This is a genomic window from Streptomyces sp. NPDC018610, assembly GCF_044391765.1.
Lineage (GTDB): Bacteria > Actinomycetota > Actinomycetes > Streptomycetales > Streptomycetaceae > Streptomyces.
On the sequence record NZ_JBISAL010000002.1, the window covers coordinates 622,448 to 642,434 of the forward strand.

Annotated in this window: 18 protein-coding genes; 14 read left to right on the top strand and 4 right to left on the bottom strand. The window is 72.4% G+C overall.

Features of this window, described 5'->3' with window-relative positions; genetic code table 11:
- Positions 1-170: 170 nt before the first annotated feature.
- From ACH5A8_RS08095 to ACH5A8_RS08150, 12 genes are all read left to right on the top strand, one after another.
- Positions 171-1,592, top strand: coding sequence for a hypothetical protein (locus tag ACH5A8_RS08095; protein ID WP_398999199.1), 1,422 nt, complete (start codon positions 171-173; stop codon positions 1,590-1,592).
- A 215-nt stretch (positions 1,593-1,807) separates the two neighbouring features.
- Positions 1,808-2,380, top strand: coding sequence for a GNAT family N-acetyltransferase (locus ACH5A8_RS08100; RefSeq protein ID WP_398999201.1), 573 nt, complete (start codon positions 1,808-1,810; stop codon positions 2,378-2,380).
- Positions 2,381-2,971: 591 nt separating this feature from the next.
- The gene (locus tag ACH5A8_RS08105) at positions 2,972-4,663 is read left to right on the top strand and encodes a nitrite/sulfite reductase (protein ID WP_398999203.1); all 1,692 of its coding nucleotides are present in this window, start codon (positions 2,972-2,974) and stop codon (positions 4,661-4,663) included.
- The gene (locus ACH5A8_RS08110; RefSeq protein WP_398999205.1) at positions 4,660-4,842 is read left to right on the top strand and encodes a hypothetical protein; all 183 of its coding nucleotides are present in this window, start codon (positions 4,660-4,662) and stop codon (positions 4,840-4,842) included. Before ACH5A8_RS08105 ends, ACH5A8_RS08110 begins: the two co-directional genes overlap by 4 nt.
- Positions 4,839-5,549 (top strand): phosphoadenylyl-sulfate reductase, encoded by a 711-nt coding sequence (locus ACH5A8_RS08115; RefSeq protein ID WP_398999207.1) that lies wholly within the window; start codon positions 4,839-4,841, stop codon positions 5,547-5,549. Before ACH5A8_RS08110 ends, ACH5A8_RS08115 begins: the two co-directional genes overlap by 4 nt.
- A gap of 26 nt (positions 5,550-5,575) precedes the next feature.
- Positions 5,576-6,112, top strand: a complete 537-nt coding sequence (gene cysC / locus ACH5A8_RS08120; RefSeq protein ID WP_398999209.1) for an adenylyl-sulfate kinase — start codon at positions 5,576-5,578, stop codon at positions 6,110-6,112.
- Positions 6,109-7,047: a sulfate adenylyltransferase subunit CysD gene (gene cysD, locus ACH5A8_RS08125; RefSeq protein WP_398999210.1), complete on the top strand. Its 939-nt coding sequence runs from the start codon at positions 6,109-6,111 to the stop codon at positions 7,045-7,047. The genes cysC and cysD overlap by 4 nt, the downstream gene beginning before the upstream one ends.
- Before the next feature lie 2 nt (positions 7,048-7,049).
- A complete protein-coding gene (locus ACH5A8_RS08130) occupies positions 7,050-8,405 on the top strand; it encodes a sulfate adenylyltransferase subunit 1 (protein ID WP_398999212.1) in 1,356 nt (451 codons plus the stop codon).
- A 226-nt stretch (positions 8,406-8,631) separates the two neighbouring features.
- Positions 8,632-9,744, top strand: a complete 1,113-nt coding sequence (locus ACH5A8_RS08135) for an aliphatic sulfonate ABC transporter substrate-binding protein (protein WP_398999214.1) — start codon at positions 8,632-8,634, stop codon at positions 9,742-9,744.
- 36 nt (positions 9,745-9,780) lie between these two features.
- Positions 9,781-10,560 carry an ABC transporter ATP-binding protein gene (locus tag ACH5A8_RS08140; protein ID WP_398999216.1) on the top strand — a complete coding sequence of 260 codons (780 nt, stop codon included), beginning with the start codon at positions 9,781-9,783 and terminating at the stop codon, positions 10,558-10,560.
- A complete protein-coding gene (locus ACH5A8_RS08145) occupies positions 10,547-11,437 on the top strand; it encodes an ABC transporter permease (protein ID WP_398999218.1) in 891 nt (296 codons plus the stop codon). The genes ACH5A8_RS08140 and ACH5A8_RS08145 overlap by 14 nt, the downstream gene beginning before the upstream one ends.
- Before the next feature lie 6 nt (positions 11,438-11,443).
- Positions 11,444-12,184 carry a sirohydrochlorin chelatase gene (locus ACH5A8_RS08150; RefSeq protein WP_398999220.1) on the top strand — a complete coding sequence of 247 codons (741 nt, stop codon included), beginning with the start codon at positions 11,444-11,446 and terminating at the stop codon, positions 12,182-12,184.
- 170 nt (positions 12,185-12,354) lie between these two features.
- Here the strand turns inward: ACH5A8_RS08150 and ACH5A8_RS08155 are convergent, their stop codons facing one another.
- Positions 12,355-12,909 carry a DUF1697 domain-containing protein gene (locus ACH5A8_RS08155; RefSeq protein ID WP_398999222.1) on the bottom strand — a complete coding sequence of 185 codons (555 nt, stop codon included), beginning with the start codon at positions 12,907-12,909 and terminating at the stop codon, positions 12,355-12,357.
- A gap of 291 nt (positions 12,910-13,200) precedes the next feature.
- Here ACH5A8_RS08155 and ACH5A8_RS08160 point away from each other — a divergent pair, with 291 nt between their 5' ends.
- Positions 13,201-15,447: an MMPL family transporter gene (locus ACH5A8_RS08160; protein WP_398999224.1), complete on the top strand. Its 2,247-nt coding sequence runs from the start codon at positions 13,201-13,203 to the stop codon at positions 15,445-15,447.
- 128 nt (positions 15,448-15,575) lie between these two features.
- Here the strand turns inward: ACH5A8_RS08160 and mgt are convergent, their stop codons facing one another.
- Entirely contained in the window at positions 15,576-16,820 is a 1,245-nt protein-coding gene (gene mgt / locus ACH5A8_RS08165) for a macrolide-inactivating glycosyltransferase (protein WP_398999226.1), read from the bottom strand.
- 99 nt (positions 16,821-16,919) lie between these two features.
- On the opposite strand from mgt, the gene ACH5A8_RS08170 reads away from it, so the two are divergent.
- Positions 16,920-17,783, top strand: a complete 864-nt coding sequence (locus tag ACH5A8_RS08170; RefSeq protein ID WP_398999228.1) for a phosphotransferase enzyme family protein — start codon at positions 16,920-16,922, stop codon at positions 17,781-17,783.
- 101 nt (positions 17,784-17,884) lie between these two features.
- On the opposite strand, the gene ACH5A8_RS08175 is transcribed toward ACH5A8_RS08170, so the two are convergent.
- Together ACH5A8_RS08175 and ACH5A8_RS08180 are read right to left on the bottom strand one after the other, a co-directional pair.
- On the bottom strand, positions 17,885-18,607 hold the full coding sequence (locus tag ACH5A8_RS08175; RefSeq protein WP_398999229.1) for a 3'-5' exonuclease: 723 nt from the start codon (positions 18,605-18,607) through the stop codon (positions 17,885-17,887).
- A 127-nt stretch (positions 18,608-18,734) separates the two neighbouring features.
- The gene (locus ACH5A8_RS08180) at positions 18,735-19,973 is read right to left on the bottom strand and encodes an SAV2148 family HEPN domain-containing protein (RefSeq protein ID WP_398999231.1); all 1,239 of its coding nucleotides are present in this window, start codon (positions 19,971-19,973) and stop codon (positions 18,735-18,737) included.
- Between the last annotated feature and the right edge of the window lie 14 nt (positions 19,974-19,987).

Consider the following 19,987-nt stretch of genomic DNA (forward strand, 5'->3'; position numbering starts at 1 on the left):
GCATCTTCCGCATATTTGCGAGGTCTTCGCCCTCAGGCGCGCCGGACTGCCGTAGCATCCCTCACGGGTCGTCCCATCCGTTCCACGGTCAACGCTCGACCAGCGTGACGCAGTTGGTCCGCCAGGCCGGCGGGCGTCCCGGCGGACCGAGCCCTGGACAGGGGGGTTGGATGAGGCAACGCGGCAGACACCGCAGACGCGCGCGAGGCCGGGCGCTGCGGGCGGCGCTGGCCGGGACCGGTCTCGCGCTGACCGCCGCCGCCACCTTGATCAGCACCTCGCAGGCCACGATCGCCGACAACCCGGGCGCCCTGAGGACGCCGGCCTCCGCCACCCGGCTCGACGGGCTGCGGCTGACGGAACAGCCGGTGCCGAGACGGTCCCTGGACCGGCTCGCCGCGGCGATGGGCCGGCCGGTCGACGCCGGCGCGGTGCTGGACAGCGCCGACCGCGTCCTGCGCGACGCGGACGACTGCACCGCGGACGAGAAAAAGGCTTTGCCCGTGGAGCCGGCGGCCACGCGCGCCTACTGCTGGAACGCCGCCGACTCGGCGACCCCGCAGTGGCGGCCGGAGTCCGTGACCACCTCCGGGGACGCCGCCGACGACGGCCTGTGGGGCACGCACCGGGTCATCCTCTCCGGCTGGACGCGGCACGGCGGCAGCGGCCCCGACCGCGACCTGGCCCGGGTCGCCTTCGTCAACGCCGACGACCCGGACCACCTCACCTACACCTGGGCGCTGCTGGCGGTCCCGGTCGACGGCGGACGTGACTACCGCGGGCTCGCCTCGCGCGTGTCGGGCATGGTCTGGTACCGGGACAAGCTGCTGGTCACCACCTCCGCCGGCGAGCGGGACGCGCTGTACGTCTACGACCTGCGCCGCATCCAGCGCGCCACCGTGGCCGGCGACACGGTCGGCCGGGTGCCGGACGGCTGGTCCGCGCACGGCTACCGCTGGGTGCTGCCCGCGGTCGCCTCCTACCGTCCGACGACGGGCAGTTGCGCCGAGACGGCCGGTCCCGACGGGTCGGCCGACCCCTCGGACTCCACCGACGGCGACGACGCCGGGGACTTCGCCTCCCCGTCGGAGTCGGGCGATACCGCCGCCCCCTGCCCCAACAGCCTCTCCGTCGACCGCAGTTCGGAGCCGGGCAGCCTGGTCGCGAGCGAGGCCGCGCCCCGGGGCAGCGGCCGGCACACCCGGCTGTGGCGCTACTCCTTCAGCACGGACCCGACCCGTGCCGGTCTGCTGGCCACCGACTCCGCCGGAACGGTGACCGCGCGGGAGGCCTACGAGACGAAGGTCGACGGTGTGCGGGGCGTCCTGTCCCGGCGCACCGGCCCGTCCGGCGGCACCGCCTGGTACCTGTCCCGAGCCGCCGGCCCCGACAGCGCGCACGGCACGCTGTGGCGGCAGGACCTGCGGGGCGCCGGAACGACGGAGTGCGGGTCCTCCTACGACACCCACCGCTGCTGGGGCGACGGCACCGGCTCCCTGTCCTACTGGCCGCAGACCGGCGAGGTCTGGTCGCTGTCCGGGCGCACCCTGTTCGCGGTTCCCCTGTCCTCGGTGGAGCGGGCGCTGCGGTAGGCGGGCGGCCGGCCGTGGAGGCGTCGCGGCGGGAGCGGGCGACGGCGCGGGCGCGTGAGACCGGCGCGCGGGGCGTGACGACGGGAGCGGGCGACGGCGCGGGCGCGTGAGACCGGCGCGCGGGGCGTGACGACGGGAGCGAACGACGGCGCGGGCGCGTGAGACCAGGCACTCCCGTTCGACACGGGCCCGAGCCGGATGATTCCCTGGCCGGCATGACGAACATCGCCGTGACCACCTGGTCCCTGGAGCAGACCGCCCCGACCGACCTCCTGCCGGCCACCGCACCCGAGGGCGACGTCCGGATCGTCCGTTCCGAGGTGCCCTCGCCCGAGTTCAGCCGGTTCCTGTACGCGTCGGTCGGCGGCGACATCCGCTGGACCGACCGGCTCGGCTGGACGCACGCGCGGTGGCGGGAGTTCCTGGAGCGTCCGGGGGTCGAGACGTGGGTGGCCTACGACCGGGGCACGCCCGCCGGCTACGTGGAGCTGGAGGCGCAGGACGACGGAGTGGTGGAGATCGTCTACTTCGGGCTGATCGAGGCGTTCCGCGGCCGGCGCATCGGCGGTCACCTGCTGTCGTACGGCACCGCCCGCGCCTGGGACCTCGCCGACCGCTGGCCGGGGCTGGCCACGACGAAGCGGGTGTGGCTGCACACGTGCAGCAAGGACGGCGAGCACGCGATGGACAACTACCAGCGCCGTGGCTTCAAGCTGTTCGACACCAAGGTCGAGGAGGAGGCGGAGGTCGCCGCCCCGGGCCCCTGGCCGGGGGCGTACCCGGCCTGAGGAACCCCGGCCGGCCCGGCACCGGCCGTCGGCCGACATGGCGCGAAGCTCCCGGCCGACACGGCCCGAACCCGCGATCGACCTGCCCGAGCCCTCGATCGACCTGCCCGAGCCCTCGATCGGCCCGGCTCGAGCCTTCGACCGGCCCGGCCTGAAATCGGCCTGTCGCGGCCCCGACACACCTCCGACCCGGCCCCGCCAGGACCGGATCCGCACCCGCCGCCGAGGGGCCACGGCCGCTCTCCCGGCATGTGATCAACGACACCCTTGTCCCATGATGCGGGACAAGGGTGTCCGCATTTTGGATGAAGCTGGACTGTGTCCAGATCGCCGTGCCACGCTGCCGTCATGTCTGGAACTGGAATCGCCTTGGTGAGCCGACGGCACGTCGACCACGGCCGCATGTCCAGCGCCATCTGTCCGGCGAGCTGACCCGCCCTCAGTGGCCCTGGGCCACGGGCCCAGCATCACCGGATCTTCTGTTCTCTCCCCTGCCTCCGCGCAATGACGCGCACGCACGCCTGTCTGCCCATGCTCGCATCCGCGCAGGTCAGAGCCGCATTCCCCGCTGTCCCGAAGGACGTATCGACCATGGCCGCCTCTTCGCAGAACTCCGTCGCGCCCCGCCGCAAGGTGAGCCGTCACCGCGGCGAGGGCCAGTGGGCCGTGGGGCACCTGACCCCGCTCAACGGCGCCGAACAGTTCAAGAAGGACGACGACGGTCTCAATGTGCGGACACGCATTGAGACGATCTACTCCAAGCGTGGCTTCGACTCCATCGACCCCAACGACCTGCGGGGACGCTTCCGCTGGTGGGGCCTCTACACCCAGCGCCGCCCCGGCATCGACGGCGGGCGCACGGGTCTGCTGGAGCCCGAGGAGCTCGAGGACCAGTACTTCATGATGCGCGTGCGCATCACGGGCGGCCGGCTCACCACCGAGCAGCTGCGGGTGATCGGCGAGGTCTCCGAGACCTACGCCCGGGGCACCGCGGACATCACCGACCGGCAGAACATCCAGTTCCACTGGGTGCGCATCGAGGACGTCCCCGCCATCTGGGAGCGCCTGGAGGCGGTCGGCCTGTCCACCACCGAGGCGTGCGGCGACTGCCCGCGCGGCATGCTCGGCTCCCCGGTCGCCGGGGTCGCCGAGGACGAGATCATCGACGGCACCCCCGCGCTGGACGAGATCGTCCGCCGCTTCGTCGGCGACCCGCGCTTCTCCAACCTGCCGCGCAAGTACAAGACGGCCGTCTCCGGCTCCCCGCTGCTGGACGTCGCCCACGAGATCAACGACATCTCCTTCGTCGGCGTGGTCCACCCCGAGCACGGCCCCGGCTTCGACCTGTGGGTCGGCGGCGGTCTGTCCACCAACCCCCGGTTCGGGGTGCGGCTGGGCGCCTGGGTGCCCGAGGCCGACGTGCCGGACGTCTGGGAGGCCGTCACCTCCGTATTCCGCGACTACGGCTACCGGCGGCTGCGCAACCGCGCCCGGCTGAAGTTCCTGGTCGCCGACTGGGGCGCGGAGAAGTTCCGCCAGGTCGTCGAGGACGAATACCTCGGCCGCAAGCTGATCGACGGACCGGCGCCCGAGATGCCCGCCCAGCGGTGGCGCGACCACATCGGCGTGCACCGCCAGAAGGACGGCCGCTTCTACGTCGGTTTCGCCCCGCGCGTGGGCCGGATGGACGGCTCGCTGCTCGCCAAGGTCGCCGAACTGGCCGAGGGTCACGGCTCCGGACGGGTGTCCACCACCGTCGAGCAGAAGATGATCGTCCTCGACGTCCCGGCGGACCGGGTCGACTCGCTGGTGGACGGTCTGGAGGCGCTGGACCTCAGGGTCAGCCCGTCGCCGTTCCGGCGCGGCACGATGGCCTGCACGGGCATCGAGTTCTGCAAGCTCGCCATCGTGGAGACCAAGGAGCGCGGCAGCGACCTCATCGACGAACTCGAGCGCCGGCTGCCCGACTTCGACGAGCCGCTCACCATCAACCTCAACGGCTGCCCCAACGCCTGCGCCCGCATCCAGACCGCGGACATCGGTCTCAAGGGCCAGCTGGTCACCGACGCCGACGGCCGGCAGGTCGGCGGTTACCAGGTCCACCTGGGCGGCGCCCTCGGCCTGGAGCCGTCCTTCGGCCGCAAGGTCCGCGGCCTGAAGGTGACCTCCGCCGAGCTGCCCGACTACATCGAGCGGGTCCTCAAGCGCTTCCAGGCCGAGCGCGAGGACGACGAGCGCTTCGCCGCCTGGGCCGCGCGCGCCTCCGAGGAGGCCCTGTCGTGAGCGAGCGCGCCGCGCCGTTCCACTGCCCCTACTGCGGCGAGGAGGACCTGCGTCCCGGTGAAGCAGGGCACGGTGCGTGGGAATGCGGGGCGTGCAACCGCGCATTCCAGCTGAAGTTCCTCGGGCTGCTGGCCCGGGGATTCCAGCGGGCCGACGACGGAGGGGACGAGCTCACATGACGGACAGTCAGCTCAAGCGCGGTGACGAAGAGTTGAAGCAGCTGGCCGAGCAGGCCGGACGCGACCTGGAGGACGCCTCCGCCGAGGAGATCCTCCAGTGGGCGGCCGACACCTTCGGCGAGCGGTTCTGCGTGACCTCGTCCATGGAGGACGCGGTGGTCGCCCACCTCGCCTCCCGGGCCATGCCCGGCGTCGACGTGGTGTTCCTCGACACCGGCTACCACTTCCCGGAGACCATCGGCACCCGTGACGCGGTGGAGGCCGTGATGGACGTCAACGTCATCACCCTCACCCCTAAGCAGACGGTCGCCGAGCAGGACGCCGAGTACGGCCCGAAGCTGCACGACCGGGACCCCGACCTGTGCTGCGCGCTGCGCAAGGTGCGGCCGCTGGAGGAGGGCCTCGGGGGCTACCAGGCGTGGGCGACCGGGCTGCGCCGCGACGAGTCCCCGACCCGGGCGAACACCCCGGTCGTCGGCTGGGACGAGAAGCGGCGCAAGGTGAAGATCTCCCCCATCGCACGGTGGTCACAGGAAGATGTGGCAGCGTACGTGGCCGAGCACGGGGTCCTCACCAACCCGCTGCTGACGGACGGCTATGCCTCCGTCGGCTGCGCGCCGTGCACCAGGAGGGTCCTGGAGGGCGAGGACGCGCGCGCCGGCCGCTGGGCCGGCCGTGCCAAGACCGAGTGCGGGCTGCACGGCTGACCATGACACACATACAGGAGACACACGTGACGACCGGAGCCACCGTCTGGCTCACGGGTCTGCCGAGCGCCGGCAAGACCACCATCGCGCACGAGCTCGCGGGCCGGCTGCGCGAGGAGGGCCACCGCGTCGAGGTGCTCGACGGCGACGAGATCCGCGAGTTCATCTCCGCGGGCCTCGGCTTCAGCCGCGAGGACCGGCACACCAACGTCCAGCGCATCGGCTTCGTCGCCGAACTGCTCGCCCGCAACGGCGTCCTCGCGCTGGTGCCGGTGATCGCGCCGTACGCGGACAGCCGGGACGCGGTCCGCAAGCGGCACCAGGGCAACGGCACCGCGTATGTCGAGGTGCACGTGGCGACGCCGGTCGAGGTGTGCTCCGTACGCGATGTGAAGGGCCTGTACGCCAAGCAGGCCGCCGGCGAGCTGACCGGGCTGACGGGCGTCGACGACCCGTACGAGCAGCCCGAGGCGCCGGACCTTCGGATCGAGTCGCAGCACCAGAGCGTGCAGGAGTCCGCGGCGTCGGTGTACGCCCTGCTCAGCGAAAGGGGACTGGCATGACGACGACCGTCGCCGAGGTCGGGGAGGGCACGGGCAGCCCGTACGCCCTGACCCACCTGGACGCGCTGGAGTCCGAGGCGGTGCACATCTTCCGCGAGGTGGCGGGCGAGTTCGAGAACCCGGTGATCCTGTTCTCCGGGGGCAAGGACTCGATCCTGATGCTGCACCTGGCGCTCAAGGCGTTCGCGCCGGCGCCGGTGCCGTTCGCGCTGCTGCACGTGGACACCGGGCACAACTTCCCCGAGGTGCTGGAGTACCGCGACCGGACCGTGGCCGAGCACGGGCTGCGGCTGCACGTCGCCTCCGTGCAGGACTACATCGACCGGGGTGTGCTCAAGGAGCGCCCGGACGGCACCCGCAACCCGCTGCAGACGCTGCCGCTGACCGAGAAGATCCAGTCGGCGAGATTCGACGCGGTCTTCGGCGGCGGGCGCCGCGACGAGGAGAAGGCCCGCGCCAAGGAGCGGGTGTTCTCGCTGCGCGACGAGTTCTCCCAGTGGGACCCGCGTCGCCAGCGCCCCGAGCTGTGGAACCTGTACAACGGGCGGCACGCGCCCGGCGAGCACGTGCGGGTCTTCCCGCTGTCCAACTGGACCGAGCTGGACGTGTGGCAGTACATCGCCCGCGAGGGCATCGCGCTGCCGGAGATCTACTTCGCCCACGAGCGCGAGGTGTTCCAGCGGGGCGGGATGTGGCTGACCGCCGGCGAGTGGGGCGGCCCCAAGGACGGCGAGAGCGTCGAGAAGCGGCTGGTGCGCTACCGCACGGTCGGCGACATGTCCTGCACCGGCGCCGTCGACTCCGACGCGGTGACGCTGGAGCAGGTGATCGCCGAGATCGCCGCCTCCCGGCTCACCGAGCGCGGCGCCACCCGCGCCGACGACAAGCTCTCCGAGGCCGCGATGGAAGACCGCAAGCGCGAGGGGTACTTCTAACCATGTCCAGCACCACCGAACCCGCCGAGCCGCTGTCGGTCGAGCAGCTGTCGGAGACCACCCTGCTGCGGTTCGCCACCGCCGGATCCGTCGACGACGGCAAGTCCACTCTGGTGGGCCGGCTGCTGCACGACTCCAAGTCGGTCCTCACCGACCAGCTGGAGGCCGTGGAGCGCGCCTCGGCCGGCCGCGGCCAGGACGCCCCCGACCTCGCGCTGCTCACCGACGGCCTGCGCGCCGAGCGCGAGCAGGGCATCACCATCGACGTGGCCTACCGCTACTTCGCCACGGCGCGCCGCCGGTTCATCCTGGCCGACACGCCGGGCCACGTGCAGTACACGCGGAACATGGTCACCGGCGCGTCCACCGCCGAGCTGACGGTGATCCTCGTCGACGCCCGCAACGGCGTGGTCGAGCAGACCCGCCGGCACGCCGCGATCGCCGCGCTGCTGCGGGTCCCGCACGTGGTCCTCGCCGTCAACAAGATGGACCTCGTCGACTACCGGGAGGCCGTCTTCGCGCGGATCGCCGAGGAGTTCACGGCGTACGCCACCGAGCTGGGCGTCCCCGAGGTCACCGCGATCCCGATATCGGCGCTGGCCGGCGACAACGTGGTGGAGCCGTCCGCGGTCATGGACTGGTACGGCGGCCCGACCGTGCTGGAGCACCTGGAGACGGTGCCGGTCACCCACGACCTGAGCCACTGCCACGCGCGGCTGCCCGTGCAGTACGTGATCCGCCCGCAGAGCGCCGAGCACCCCGACTACCGGGGCTACGCCGGCCAGATCGCCGCCGGTTCCTTCCGCGTCGGCGACGAGGTCACCGTCCTGCCCTCGGGCCGGACGTCGAAGATCTCCGGCATCGATCTGCTCGGCGAGCCGGTCGACGTGGCCTGGACGACCCAGTCGGTGACCGTGCTGCTCCAGGACGACATCGACGTCTCGCGCGGCGACCTGATCGTGCCGAGCAAGGACGCCCCGGCCACCACCCAGGAGGTGGAGGCGACCGTCTGCCACGTCGCCGACGCCCCGCTGACCGTCGGCCACCGGGTGCTGCTCAAGCACGGCACCCGCACCGTCAAGGCGATCGTCAAGGACATCCCGTCCCGGCTCACCCTCGACGACCTGTCCCTGCACCCGCACCCGGGGCAGCTCGTCGCCAACGACATCGGCCGGGTGAAGATCCGCACCGCCGAGCCGCTGCCGGTCGACTCCTACGCCGACTCGCGGCGCACCGGCTCGTTCATCCTGATCGACCCCAGCGACGGCACCACGCTGACCGCCGGCATGGTCGGCGAGTCGTTCGCCGCGCCGGAGCCGGTCAAGGACGCCGCCGACGAGGACGGCTGGGACTTCTGACCATGACCCACTACGACGTCTACTCGACGTTCGCGAAGGAGGGCGGCCGGATCGGCAGCGGCGCCCTCGGCAGCGGACAGGGCGGAGTGGCCCGATGTGTGCGCTGACGTACGCGCACTGCCTGCGCGCCCTCACCCCCCACCGCCGTAGCAGACGAAGACCTGCCGACCTCCCGGCCACGACCTGAGAGACCGTGACCGCCGGGCCTCCGAGAGGACCGCCTCCCGTGCCTGTCCACACCTCCGCCATACTCCGCCGCGGCCTCGCGGCCGCCGTCGCCCTTCCACTGCTCGCACTGGCCGCCTGCAGCTACGGATCCCAGGCCAAGGACGACGACTCCGCACAGAAGGTCGCCGCCGGGGCGAAGAAGATCGACGGACTCGACTCCGTCAAGATCGGCTACTTCGGCAACATCACGCACGCCTCCGCCCTGGTGGGGCGGCAGAAGGGCTTCTTCCAGAAGTCGCTCGGGGCCACCGAGGCCAAGTACCAGATCTTCAACGCCGGCCCCTCCGAGATCGAGGCGCTGAACTCGGGCTCCATCGACATCGGCTGGATCGGCCCCTCCCCGGCGATCAACGGCTACACCAAGTCCGACGGCAAGAGCCTGCGGATCATCGGCGGTTCGGCCTCCGGCGGCGTCAAGCTCGTGGTGAACCCGGAGAAGATCAAGTCCCTGAAGGACGTCAAGGGCAAGAAGATCGCCACCCCGCAGCTGGGCAACACGCAGGACGTGGCGTTCCTCAACTGGATCGCCGAGCAGGGCTGGAAGGTCGACGCGCAGAGCGGCAAGGGCGACGTGTCGGTGGTCCGCACCGACAACAAGGTCACCCCGGACGCCTACAAGTCCGGTTCCGTCGACGGCGCCTGGGTGCCGGAGCCGACCGCCTCCAAGCTGGTCGCCGAGGGCGCCAAGGTGCTCCTGGACGAGTCCACGCTGTGGCCGGACAAGAAGTTCGTGATCACGAACATCATCGTGCGGCAGGGCTTCCTCAAGGACCACCCCGACGCCGTCGAGGCGGTGCTGAAGGCGTCCGTCGAGGCCAACAAGTGGATCAACGCCAACCCCGACGAGGCGAAGGCGGCGGCCAACCAGCAGCTGGCGGTCGACTCCGGCAAGGCGCTGCCCGCCGAGGTCCTGGACCCGGCGTGGAAGTCCATCCAGATCATCGACGACCCGCTGGCCGCCACCCTCGACACCGAGGCGGAGCACGCGGTGAAGGCCGGTCTGCTCAAGCAGCCCGAGCTGGACGGCATCTACGACCTCACCCTCTTGAACAAGGTCCTCAAGACCGAGGGCGAGCCCACCGTCAGCGACGCCGGTCTCGGCGTCAAGTAGAGCCCGTAGCCGAAGAGTTCCCAGGAGGTGACGACCATGGCCACGACCTTCGCCAAGGCCGCCGAGTCCGTAGAGCACGCGGCGCGCCTTGAGAACGTCTCGAAGTCCTTCGCGGCTCCGGGCGGGCAGCAGCTGGTCCTGGACGACATCAGTCTCGATGTCGCCCCGGGCGAGTTCGTCACCCTCCTGGGAGCCTCGGGCTGCGGCAAGTCCACGCTGCTGAACCTGGTAGCGGGCCTGGACCGGCCCAGCGCCGGTTCCATCACCACGGACGGCCGCCCCGCCCTGATGTTCCAGGAGCACGCCCTGTTCCCGTGGCTGACCGCGGGCAAGAACATCGAACTCGCCCTGAAGCTGCGGGGCGTGCCGAAGCCGGAGCGACGCGGCCGGGCCGAGGAGCTGCTCGCCCTGGTGCGGCTGAGCGGCGCGTACGGCAAGCGCGTGCACGAGCTGTCGGGCGGCATGCGCCAGCGCGTGGCGCTGGCCCGCGCGCTCGCCCAGGAGAGCAACCTGCTGCTGATGGACGAGCCGTTCGCGGCTCTGGACGCCATCACCCGGGACGTGCTGCACGACGAGCTGACCCGCGTCTGGCAGGAGACGGGGGTCTCCGTCCTGTTCGTCACGCACAACGTGCGCGAGGCGGTGCGGCTCGCGCAGCGCGTGGTGCTGCTGTCCTCCCGGCCGGGCCGGGTGGCCCGTCAGTGGACGGTGGACATCCCGCAGCCGCGCCGCATCGAGGACGCTCCGGTCGCGGAACTGTCCCTGGAGATCACCGAAGTACTGCGTGGGGAGATCCGCCGCCATGGCCAGCACTGAGACGAAGACGGCCCAGGGCGCCGGACTGGCCGGCGTGGAGGCCGGACTCGACGCGCTGGAGACCGCCCCGAGCGGTCGCACGCCGTTCCGGCAGACCCTCGTCAACAAGATCCTCCCGCCCGTCGTGGCCGCCGTGGTGGTGCTGCTGGCGTGGCAGGCGCTGATCACCTTCGAGGTGGTCGACGACCCGACCAAGCTGCCCTCCCCGTCCGACGTGGGCGCCGAGTTCAAGGACGCCTGGCTGCAGGGCACCCTGCTCGGGTTCATCTGGACGTCCGTCTCGCGCGGTCTGCTGGGCTTCCTGTTCGCGCTGGCGATCGGCACCCCGCTGGGACTGCTGGTGGCGCGGGTGAAGTTCGTGCGCGCCGCCATCGGCCCGGTGCTGTCGGGCCTGCAGTCGCTGCCGTCGGTGGCGTGGGTGCCGCCGGCGGTGATCTGGCTGGGCCTGAACAACTCGATGATGTACGCGGTGATCCTGCTCGGCGCGGTGCCCTCCATCGCCAACGGCCTGGTCTCCGGCATCGACCAGGTGCCGCCGCTGTTCCTGCGGGCGGGCCGCACCATGGGCGCGACCGGCGTGCGGGGGGCCTGGCACATCGTCCTCCCGGCGGCGCTGCCGGGCTATCTGGCCGGCCTCAAGCAGGGCTGGGCGTTCTCCTGGCGCTCGCTGATGGCGGCGGAGATCATCGCCTCCTCGCCGGACCTGGGCATCGGCCTGGGCGCGCTGCTGGAGAACGGCCGCAACGCCAGCTCCATGTCCATGGTCTTCGAGGCCATCGTCCTGATCCTGTTCGTCGGCATCGCCATCGACCTGCTGATCTTCAGTCCGCTGGAGCGGTGGGTGCTGCGCAGCCGCGGCCTGTTCGTGAAGAGCTGAACGCCCGTGACCCACAAGCCGGTTCTCCTGGTCATCGCCCACGGCAGCCGCGATCCGCGCCATGCCGCGACCGTGCACGCCCTGGTACGGCGGGTGCGGGCGACGCGCCCCGACGTGCGGGTGGAGACCGGCTTCCTGGACTTCAACGTGCCCTCCGTCCCGGGTGTGCTGGAGTCCCTGGCCGCCGAGGGCGTGCGGGACGTGGTGGCGCTGCCGCTGCTGCTGACCCGCGCCTTCCACGCCAAGGCGGACATCCCGGCGGTGCTGCGCCAGGCGCCGGCGCGGCTGCGGATCCGACAGGCCGACGTCCTGGGCCCGTCCCCGCTGCTGACGCGGGCCCTGGAGCGCCGGCTGCGCGAGGCGGGGCTGTCCCCCGCCGACAAGTCCTCGACCGGGGTCGTGCTGGCCTCGGCGGGGTCCACCGACCCGGAGGCGATCGCAGTGATCGCAGAAATCGCGCGGGAGTGGCGGCACACCGGTTGGTGCGCCGTGCGGCCTGCGTTCGCCTCCGCATCCCTTCCGCGCACCGAGGACGCGGTGCGCGAACTGCGCGATCTGGGCTGCGCCCGGGTCGCCGTCGCGCCGTACGTGCTGGCCCCCGGCTTCCTGCCGGACCGCATCGCGCGGGGCGCGGCCGGGGCGGACGTCCTGGCCGATGTGCTGGGCCCGGCGCCGGAGGTGGCGCGGGTGCTGCTGGAGCGCTACGACGCCGCCCGGCGGCCGGTGGTGGCGGCCGTCGGCGCGTGACACCGGACGTCCGCGGGCCGGCGCTCCCCTGTGGTGCCGGCCCGCGGGCGCACCCGGCCCCGCCCGTCGGGCGGCGGCCTCCCGGGGGCCGGTGGCCGGTTCACTTGATTCAGCGTCAGACGGCGCCCGGGTGTCACTGTGTCACCGCGCGGTGACGGATCCGGGCCGGCTCAGTCCCTGGCGGGCGCCGTCATCTCCACGAGCTTGAGCACGGTGTTCCAGTTGCGGCTGGTCGCGGTCAGGTCCTTGTTCAGACGCGGTCTGGAGAGCTGTTCGGCCAGCTTGGAGCGGCCGAGGCCGTCCGGGGCGTACAGGTACAGGGCGCGGTCGCCGAGCGCGAACTCCTCGGGCAGGAAGGCGGCCCGGTCGATCCCGGCGTAGCGGTCCTCGGTGACGGGGGCGGAGAAGTAGGTGACGTGGAGCTGCTTGGGCTGGAGGTCGGCGGCCGGGAACGGGCAGGCCTCGGCGACCGCCCGCAGATAGTCGTGACCGCGCACGATCACGTCCGCCGCGAAACCGAACCGCTTCTCGATCGCCGCCGCGAGCTCCGCCGCCAGCGACTCCTCGTCACCGCGGTCGCGGGAGAAGACCGCCTGGCCGCTCTGGAGGTAGGTGCGGACGGCGCCGTGCCCCAGCTCCTCCATCAGGTCGCGCAACTCCGCCATCGGCACCTTGCGGTTGCCGCCCACGTTGATCCCGCGCAGCAGCGCCGCGTACGTCGTCATCCGCTCAGCCTAAGGGCTGTCCGGAACGGTCCGCCGGTTCGCGACGCCCGGCACCGAAGGGACCACCCTGACCACGGCCCCCGAGAGGCGGAGGTAGGTGTAAGGGGCCGTTGTCCTCCCCAGTGCGGAGGAACCGGGCTACGAGGGGAGGACGGGCGGCGGCCGCACCTCACCGAGGAGCACGACGAGATGGCGTGGTCCGGCCCATACCTTCGACACGGAAGGCGGCGGCAGGGGGCCGGCGCCGCGCGCAGGGGCCCGACGAGAGGGCCTTAAGGGGGCAAGCCCGTCATGGGGAACCGGGGATCACGGGTGCGGGGCGTCGCCGCGCGGGCCGGCGGCTGGAGCGCCCGGCACCGCTGGTCGGCCGTCGGCATATGGGTGCTGTTCGTCGTGCTGGCGATGGGGCTCGGCTCGGCCGCGGGCCGGGTGGACGTCAAGGAGAGCGACCAGCTCAGCGGCGAGACGCACACCGCGGCGAAGATCATCGAGGATGCGGGGATCAAGGAGCCGGCGAGCGAGACCGTCCTGATCCAGGGCAGGGACGGGTCCGTGAAGGCCACCGACGCCGGCTTCCGGGCCGCCGTGGCCGACGTGGTCGAGGCCGTCGGCACCACCGGCCGGGTCACGAACGTCAAGTCGCCGTACGACACGAAGACCGTGTCCCGGGACGGCCGGAGCGCGCTCGTGCGGTTCGACGTGCGCGGTGACGCGGAGACCGCCGGGGACCGGATCGAGCCGGTGCTGAAGGCCGTCGAGGGCGTCCAGAAGGCGCACGCGTCGCTGCGGATCGAGGAGATCGGCGGCGCGAGCATGCAGAAGCAGTACTCCGACGCCTTCGGGGACGACTTCCAGCAGGCCGAGTTCTCCGCCGTGCCGGTGGCGCTCGGCATCCTGCTGATCGCCTTCGGCGCGCTGGTGGCCGCGCTCCTGCCGGTGGCGCTGGCCATCACCGCGATCATGGCGACGATGGGCGTGATGGGCATCGTCAGCCATCTGCAGCCGATGAGCGACACCGCCAACTCGGTGATGCTGCTGGTGGGCATGGCGGTCGGTGTCGACTACTGCCTGTTCTACCTGCGCCGCGAGCGTGAGGAGCGGGCCGCCGGGCGGGACGCGGAGAGCGCGCTGCGCATCGCCGCAGCGACCAGTGGCCGGGCGATCGTCGTCTCCGGTGTCACGGTGTGCGTGGCGATGGCGGGCATGCTGTTCACGGGGATCGCCGAGTTCGAGGCGATGGGTCTGGCCTCGCTGATCGTGGTGGCGGTCGCCATGGTCGGTTCGGTGACCGTGCTGCCGGCGCTGCTGTCGCTGCTGGGCGAGCGGGTCGAGAAGGGCCGCATCCCCTTCTTGAGGCGGCGGCGCACCACGCCCGACCAGGGCAGCCGGTTCTGGACCGCCGTGCTGCGGCGGGTACTGGCCAGGCCGGTGGTCAGCGTGGTCGTCGCGGTCGGGGCGCTGCTGGCCGTCGCCGCGCCGGCGCTCGGCATGAAGACCTCGCAGCTGACGCTGGACCAGGAGTTCGGCGACTCGCTGCCCATCGTGCAGACCTACAACCGGGTCAACGACGCCTTCCCGGGCGGCTCCGAGCCGGCCCAGGTGATCGTCAGCGCCAAGGACATCAAGGCCCCCGAGGTGCGCTCCGCGCTGGCCGCGTTCAAGGAGCGGGCCGTCTCCTCGGGTGCCTCGCGCGGCCCGGTGGACGTCAAGCTGTACGAGGAGCGGAACATCGCCCTGGTCTCCGTCCCGCTGGTGGGCGGTTCCGACGTCGACCGGGCCGGGAGGAGTCTGGCCGAGCTGCGCGACGAGGTACGGCCCGCCACGCTCGGCAAGGTCGAGGGCGTACGGGCGCCGATCACGGGTCAGGTCGCCGGCTCGGTCGACTTCAACGACCAGCTCCTCGGCTCGGTCGTCCCGGTCTTCGCGTTCGTGGTGGTCTTCGCCTTCCTGCTGATGCTGCTGTCCTTCCGCTCGCTGACGGTGGCGATCACCTCGATCCTGCTCAACCTGCTGTCGGTGGGCGCGGCCTACGGCATCCTCGTCGCCGTCTTCCAGCACGGCTGGGGCGCCTCCCTGGTGGGCGCGGAGGGCGTCGGCGCGATCGTCACGTGGCTGCCGCTGTTCCTCTTCGTGATCCTGTTCGGCCTGTCGATGGACTACCACGTGTTCGTGGTGTCCCGGATCCGTGAGGCGCGACTGCGCGGCCGCAGCACCAAGGACGCCGTCCAGCACGGCGTGGTCACCACGGCGGGGGTCGTCACCAGCGCCGCGGTCATCATGGTCGCCGTGTTCGCGATCTTCGGCACCCTCTCGATGCAGTCGATGAAGCAGATGGGTGTGGGCCTGGCCGCCGCGGTGCTGATCGACGCCACGGTCATCCGCGGGGTGCTGCTGCCGGCGGTGATGTCGCTGCTGGGCGAGCGCAACTGGTACCTGCCCAGGTGGCTGCACCGCCTGCCCGACCTCACCCACGACGAGTCCCCGGAGGCGGTGGCCGCCCCGCCCGCTCCGAGGCGGGGCGAGCGTCTGGGGGTGTGAGTCTCCCCGGTCCTCGGGGGCGGGGCCCGCGGCTGCTCATGAGCCGGCGGGCCCCGCCCTTTCGCGTGCCGTGCCGCGCGCCCCGGCGCGGTGTCCGCCCTTCCCGGGGCCCGGGCCGCCGGGCCGGGTCAGCGGCGGGCGGCGGGCAGTTCGGCCTCGATCAGGTCGGCCGCCCGACGCGTCCCGCCCTCCTCGGCCATGCCGGCCTGGATCTCCTCGAGCCGCCGGGCCACTTCGGGATCGCCGACCAGCGCGAGGGCGGTATCGCGCAGGGTCCGGGCGGTCGCCTCCTCCATGGGCAGGTGGCGGGCGACGCCGAGCTCCTGGAGCACGTCGGCGTTGCCGAACTGGTCGACGGCCTGCGGTACGGCGATCATCGGTGTGCCGGTGGCCAGCCCCTCCTGGCTGCCGCCTGCCCCGGCGTGCGTGACGAACAGGTCGGCCTGGCGCAGGACCGCCAACTGCGGCACCCAGGAGCGCACTTCCACGTTCCCGGGCACCTCGCCGAGCTCGGCGGGGTCGACCCGCTTGCCGATCTGGAGCACCAGGTGCCAGCCCGGCAGGTCGCCGAAGGCCTCGACGCACTCGCGGTAGAAGGCGGGCTGACGGGTGAAGGCGGAGCCGAGCGACACCAGCGCCACCTTCCGCGCGCCGGCGGGCCGCTCCCAGTCGCCCTGCTCCGCGCGGTCGCCCTGGCAGGCGCCGACGAAGGAGTACACCCGCTCGTCGACCCGGTCGGCGTGCGGCTGCAGCGCGCGCGGGATCAGGACGAGCGAGCGGGCGGGCCGGCCGGTGAAGGGGTCCGGGTGCTGGGTGATGCCGTTCTCCCTGAGCCAGGACTCGAAGCGGGCGTAGTAGGCCCGACCCCGTTCGGTCTTCTTGGGCTCGGCCCACATCGGTTCGGCGATCTCCTCCTCGTAGCCCTCCCAGGCGACGAGGTTGGGCGAGAGGGAGACGGCGGGCACGCCCCAGCGGTGGGCCAGGACGCGGGCCGGATAGGACGTGATGTCGTGCAGGACGAGGTCCGGCTCGTCGTCACGGTAGAGGTCGATGAGCTGGGGCAGCGCCTGGATCGCGTCGTTCAGGAACGGCTCGACGTTGTCCAGCAGCGTCGTCCCCCAGGCGGACGGGTCGTCGTCGGGGGTGGGCAGCGTGGAGTTCCAGGGCTTCACCTCCGCACCGGTCTCGGCGACCTTCTCGGCGAACAGCGGCGGGATCGCGTACGTCACCCGGTGGCCCCGGGCGACGAGTTCGCGGATCACCTCCAGGCTGGGGTTCACGTGGCCGTGTGCGGCGATGGAGAACATGGCGATATGAGCGCGACTGGTCATGCCCGAGACCCTAGACGAGACGAGACGTCTCGTACAAAGCATTAACCGCGCACGCCTTCCACCAGTGCTGATGCGACACTGACCCTCCGGCGGCGGATGACGACAGCCGCCGCCGGACGATGACGGACAGGGAGGCGGACGATGGACGAGGCGCGGGCGCGGGCTGTACTGGCCGCGGCGGAAGTGGCGGCCGAAGCGGCGGACGAGGCGCGGCTGCTCGCCCTGGGCGAGAACGCGGTCTTCGCCGCGGGCGACCTCGTCGTCAAGGTGGGCCGCGACGCCGAGCTGCTGGACCGCGCCCGGCGCGAGCTGCGGATCGCGCGATGGCTGGCCGAGGCCGGCGTTCCCGCGGTGCGGGCGGCGGAGCCCGAGGCGCGGCTGGTCGACGGGCACCCGGTGACCGTGTGGCACCGGCTGCCCGACCCGGTGCGGCCGGCCGAATCCCGGGACCTGGCAGAGCTCCTGCGCGTCGTGCACGCGCTGCCCGCCCCCGGCTTCGGGCTGCCGCCCCGCGAACTGCTGGGCGGAGTGGAGCGCTGGCTGCGGCTCGCGGGCGACGCGATCGACCCGGCGGACGCGGCGTATCTGCGCGAACGGCGCGACGGGTTCGCGGCAGCGGCCGCCGCGCTCGTCCCGCACCTGCGGCCCGGCCCGATCCACGGCGACGCGCTGCCGCGCAATGTGCACATCGGACCGGACGGACCGGTCCTGGTGGACCTGGAGACCTTCTCCGCCGACCTGCGCGAGCACGATCTCGTGGTCATGGTCCTGTCCCGGGACCGCTACGGCCTGCCCGCCGAGGCGTACGACGCCTTCACCGCGGCGTACGGCTGGGACGTGCGGGAGTGGGCGGGCTGCTCGGTGCTGCGCGGCGCCCGCGAGACGGCGAGCTGTGCCTGGGTCGCCCAGCACGCCCCGAGCAACCCGAAGGCGCTGGCCGAGTTCGAACGCCGGGTGGCGTCTTTGCGGGACGGCGACGAATCGGTGCGCTGGTACCCCTTCTGAAGCCGGCGCCCCGGCCCGCCCGCCGGGCGCGAGCACCGGACCCGGCCGCCCCGGTCAGGGACGTCCCGCGCCACGCGTCCCCACCGCGGGCAGCGTCGGGCTCAGACCCGCTCGCCCGTCAGCTCCCGCAAGGGCCACGCCCCGTCGACCACCGCGGTCGGATCGCCCTTGCGGCGCAGAAAGCCCTGGAAGTCCGCCGCCCAGGCGGCGTACCACTCGATCTGGGCGCGGTGCAGCTCCGCCGGACCGAGGGCCGCGACCTTGGGGTGGCGGACGGCTATCGCACGGGCCAGTCGGGCCGCCGCCAGCGCGTCGGCCGAGGCGTCGTGGGCGGATTCCAGCACCACGCCGTACTCCGTGCAGACCGCTTCCAGGGTGCGCTTTCCGCGCCGGTAACGGTCGGCCCAGCGGTCGATCGTGTAGGGGTCGACGACCGGGCCCGGTTCCGCGCCGCCCAGGCGGTCGCTGAGCGACGGCAGCCCGTACCGCAGCAGTTCCGCGGAGAGCAGGGTCAGGTCGAAGGCCGCGTTGTACGCCACCACCGGCGCCCCCGCCCGCCAGTAGCCGGTCAGGACGTCGGCGAGGGCGTCCGCGACCCGGTCGGCGGGGGCGCCCTCGGCGGCGGCCCGCTCGTTGCTTATGCCGTGCACGGCGACCGCGTCCGGCGGGATCGGGACCCCCGGGTCGGCCAGCCATTCCCGGCGCCCGGCCGGCTCTCCGTCCCTGACCTCGATCACGGCTCCCGTGACGATGCGCGCCGCACGCGGATCCGTCCCCGTCGTCTCCAGGTCGAAGCCGATCAGCAGCTCCTGGTGCCAGCCCATGGCGGCCCCCCTTCTCGTGGTGCTCTCCCCCAGTTGCTCTCACCTTCGCACGAGCCACTGACAATCAGAGGACCGCGTTCCGCCCGGCAGCCTCGCACCGTCCGCTCGACCGGAGGTCGAGGACGTCTCAGGACACCGGGCGCGAATCGACCCACATCATCTCGAACTCCTCGCGATAGGCGGCGAAGAGTCCCCCTTCGTCGACCTCGCCCGACTTGACCACCTTGCTCCCGTTGCGCAGCACGAACACCGGCGCCTCCATGCCCCGGCTTCGCCGCAGATAGGACTGGGTCACCGCGATGCCGTCGGCGCCGTCGCCGTCCACCAGGTAGGCCGTGACGCGCGGCGTCTCGTCGTAGACCTGGATCTCGAAGGCGCCCGGGTCGCGCAGGCGGGCGCGCACCCGGCGCATGTGCAGGATGTTCATCTCCACCGACCGGCTCAGCTCGCCGCGCTTGAGACCGAGTTCGCGCTCGCGCCGCTTGACCGCGCTGGAGGCCGGGTTCAGGAACAGCAGCCGCACCCGGCAGCCGGACTCGGCCAGCCGCACCAGGCGGCGGCCGGAGAAGTTCTGCACGAGCAGGTTGAGGCCGATGCCGATGGCGTCCAGGCGACGGGCGCCGCCGAAGATGTCCTCGGCCGGGAACTGGCGCAGCAGCCGCACCCGGTCCGAGTGGACGGCGACCACGTCGGCGTACCGGTCGCCGATCAGGTCCTCCACCGCGTCCACCGGCAGCCGCCGGGCGGAGGGCACGTCGCCACCGGTGCCGAGGATCTCCAGCAGGCGTGCGGAGGCCCGCTCGGCCTGGGCGAGCACCGCCTCGGACAGGGCCCGGTTGCGGGAGACGACGTTGCGCGTCACCTCCAGCTCGTCCAGGGCGAGTTCGACGTCGCGGCGGTCGTCGAGGTACGGCTCGAAGCACGGCCAGTGCTGCACCATCAGCTCGCGCAGCTGGGGCAGGGTGAGGAAGCTGATGACGTTGTCGTCGGCCGGGTCGAGCAGATAGCCCTTGCGGCGGCTGACCTCGCGGACGGCGACGGCGCGCTGCGCCCACTCCTGGCCGGCCGGCCCGGCGGCGGCGACCACCCAGTCGTCGCCGTGGACGGGTTCGTAGACGGGCCGCAGCACGGCGGCGACGACGGCGCGCAGCCTCTGTTCGACCAGGTTCAGCCAGATGTAGGCCCGGCCGGCCCGCTGGGCGCGGGTGCGCACCTCGCGCCAGGCGTCGGCGTCCCAGTCCAGCTCCGGGCCGATGGCGCCGGCGTCCATCGGCCGGGCCAGGGACACCGCGCCGGGCGGGACGTCTGTGGAGTTCCCCTCGTGACCCTCGTCACCAGGGGGCAGCTCCAGGCCTCCCGAGCCCACCCGTGCACCGCCTT

Coding starts and splice junctions, on each gene's coding strand:
- ACH5A8_RS08145 (WP_398999218.1), top strand. CDS start 10,547: ATGGCCAGCACTGAGACGAAGACGGCCCAGGGCGCCGGACTGGCCGGC.
- ACH5A8_RS08175 (WP_398999229.1), bottom strand. CDS start 18,607: ATGGGCTGGCACCAGGAGCTGCTGATCGGCTTCGACCTGGAGACGACG.
- ACH5A8_RS08130 (WP_398999212.1), top strand. CDS start 7,050: ATGTCCAGCACCACCGAACCCGCCGAGCCGCTGTCGGTCGAGCAGCTG.
- ACH5A8_RS08100 (WP_398999201.1), top strand. CDS start 1,808: ATGACGAACATCGCCGTGACCACCTGGTCCCTGGAGCAGACCGCCCCG.
- ACH5A8_RS08155 (WP_398999222.1), bottom strand. CDS start 12,909: ATGACGACGTACGCGGCGCTGCTGCGCGGGATCAACGTGGGCGGCAAC.
- cysD (WP_398999210.1), top strand. CDS start 6,109: ATGACGACGACCGTCGCCGAGGTCGGGGAGGGCACGGGCAGCCCGTAC.
- ACH5A8_RS08140 (WP_398999216.1), top strand. CDS start 9,781: ATGGCCACGACCTTCGCCAAGGCCGCCGAGTCCGTAGAGCACGCGGCG.
- ACH5A8_RS08170 (WP_398999228.1), top strand. CDS start 16,920: ATGGACGAGGCGCGGGCGCGGGCTGTACTGGCCGCGGCGGAAGTGGCG.
- ACH5A8_RS08095 (WP_398999199.1), top strand. CDS start 171: ATGAGGCAACGCGGCAGACACCGCAGACGCGCGCGAGGCCGGGCGCTG.
- ACH5A8_RS08160 (WP_398999224.1), top strand. CDS start 13,201: ATGGGGAACCGGGGATCACGGGTGCGGGGCGTCGCCGCGCGGGCCGGC.
- ACH5A8_RS08115 (WP_398999207.1), top strand. CDS start 4,839: ATGACGGACAGTCAGCTCAAGCGCGGTGACGAAGAGTTGAAGCAGCTG.
- ACH5A8_RS08105 (WP_398999203.1), top strand. CDS start 2,972: ATGGCCGCCTCTTCGCAGAACTCCGTCGCGCCCCGCCGCAAGGTGAGC.
- mgt (WP_398999226.1), bottom strand. CDS start 16,820: ATGCTTTGTACGAGACGTCTCGTCTCGTCTAGGGTCTCGGGCATGACC.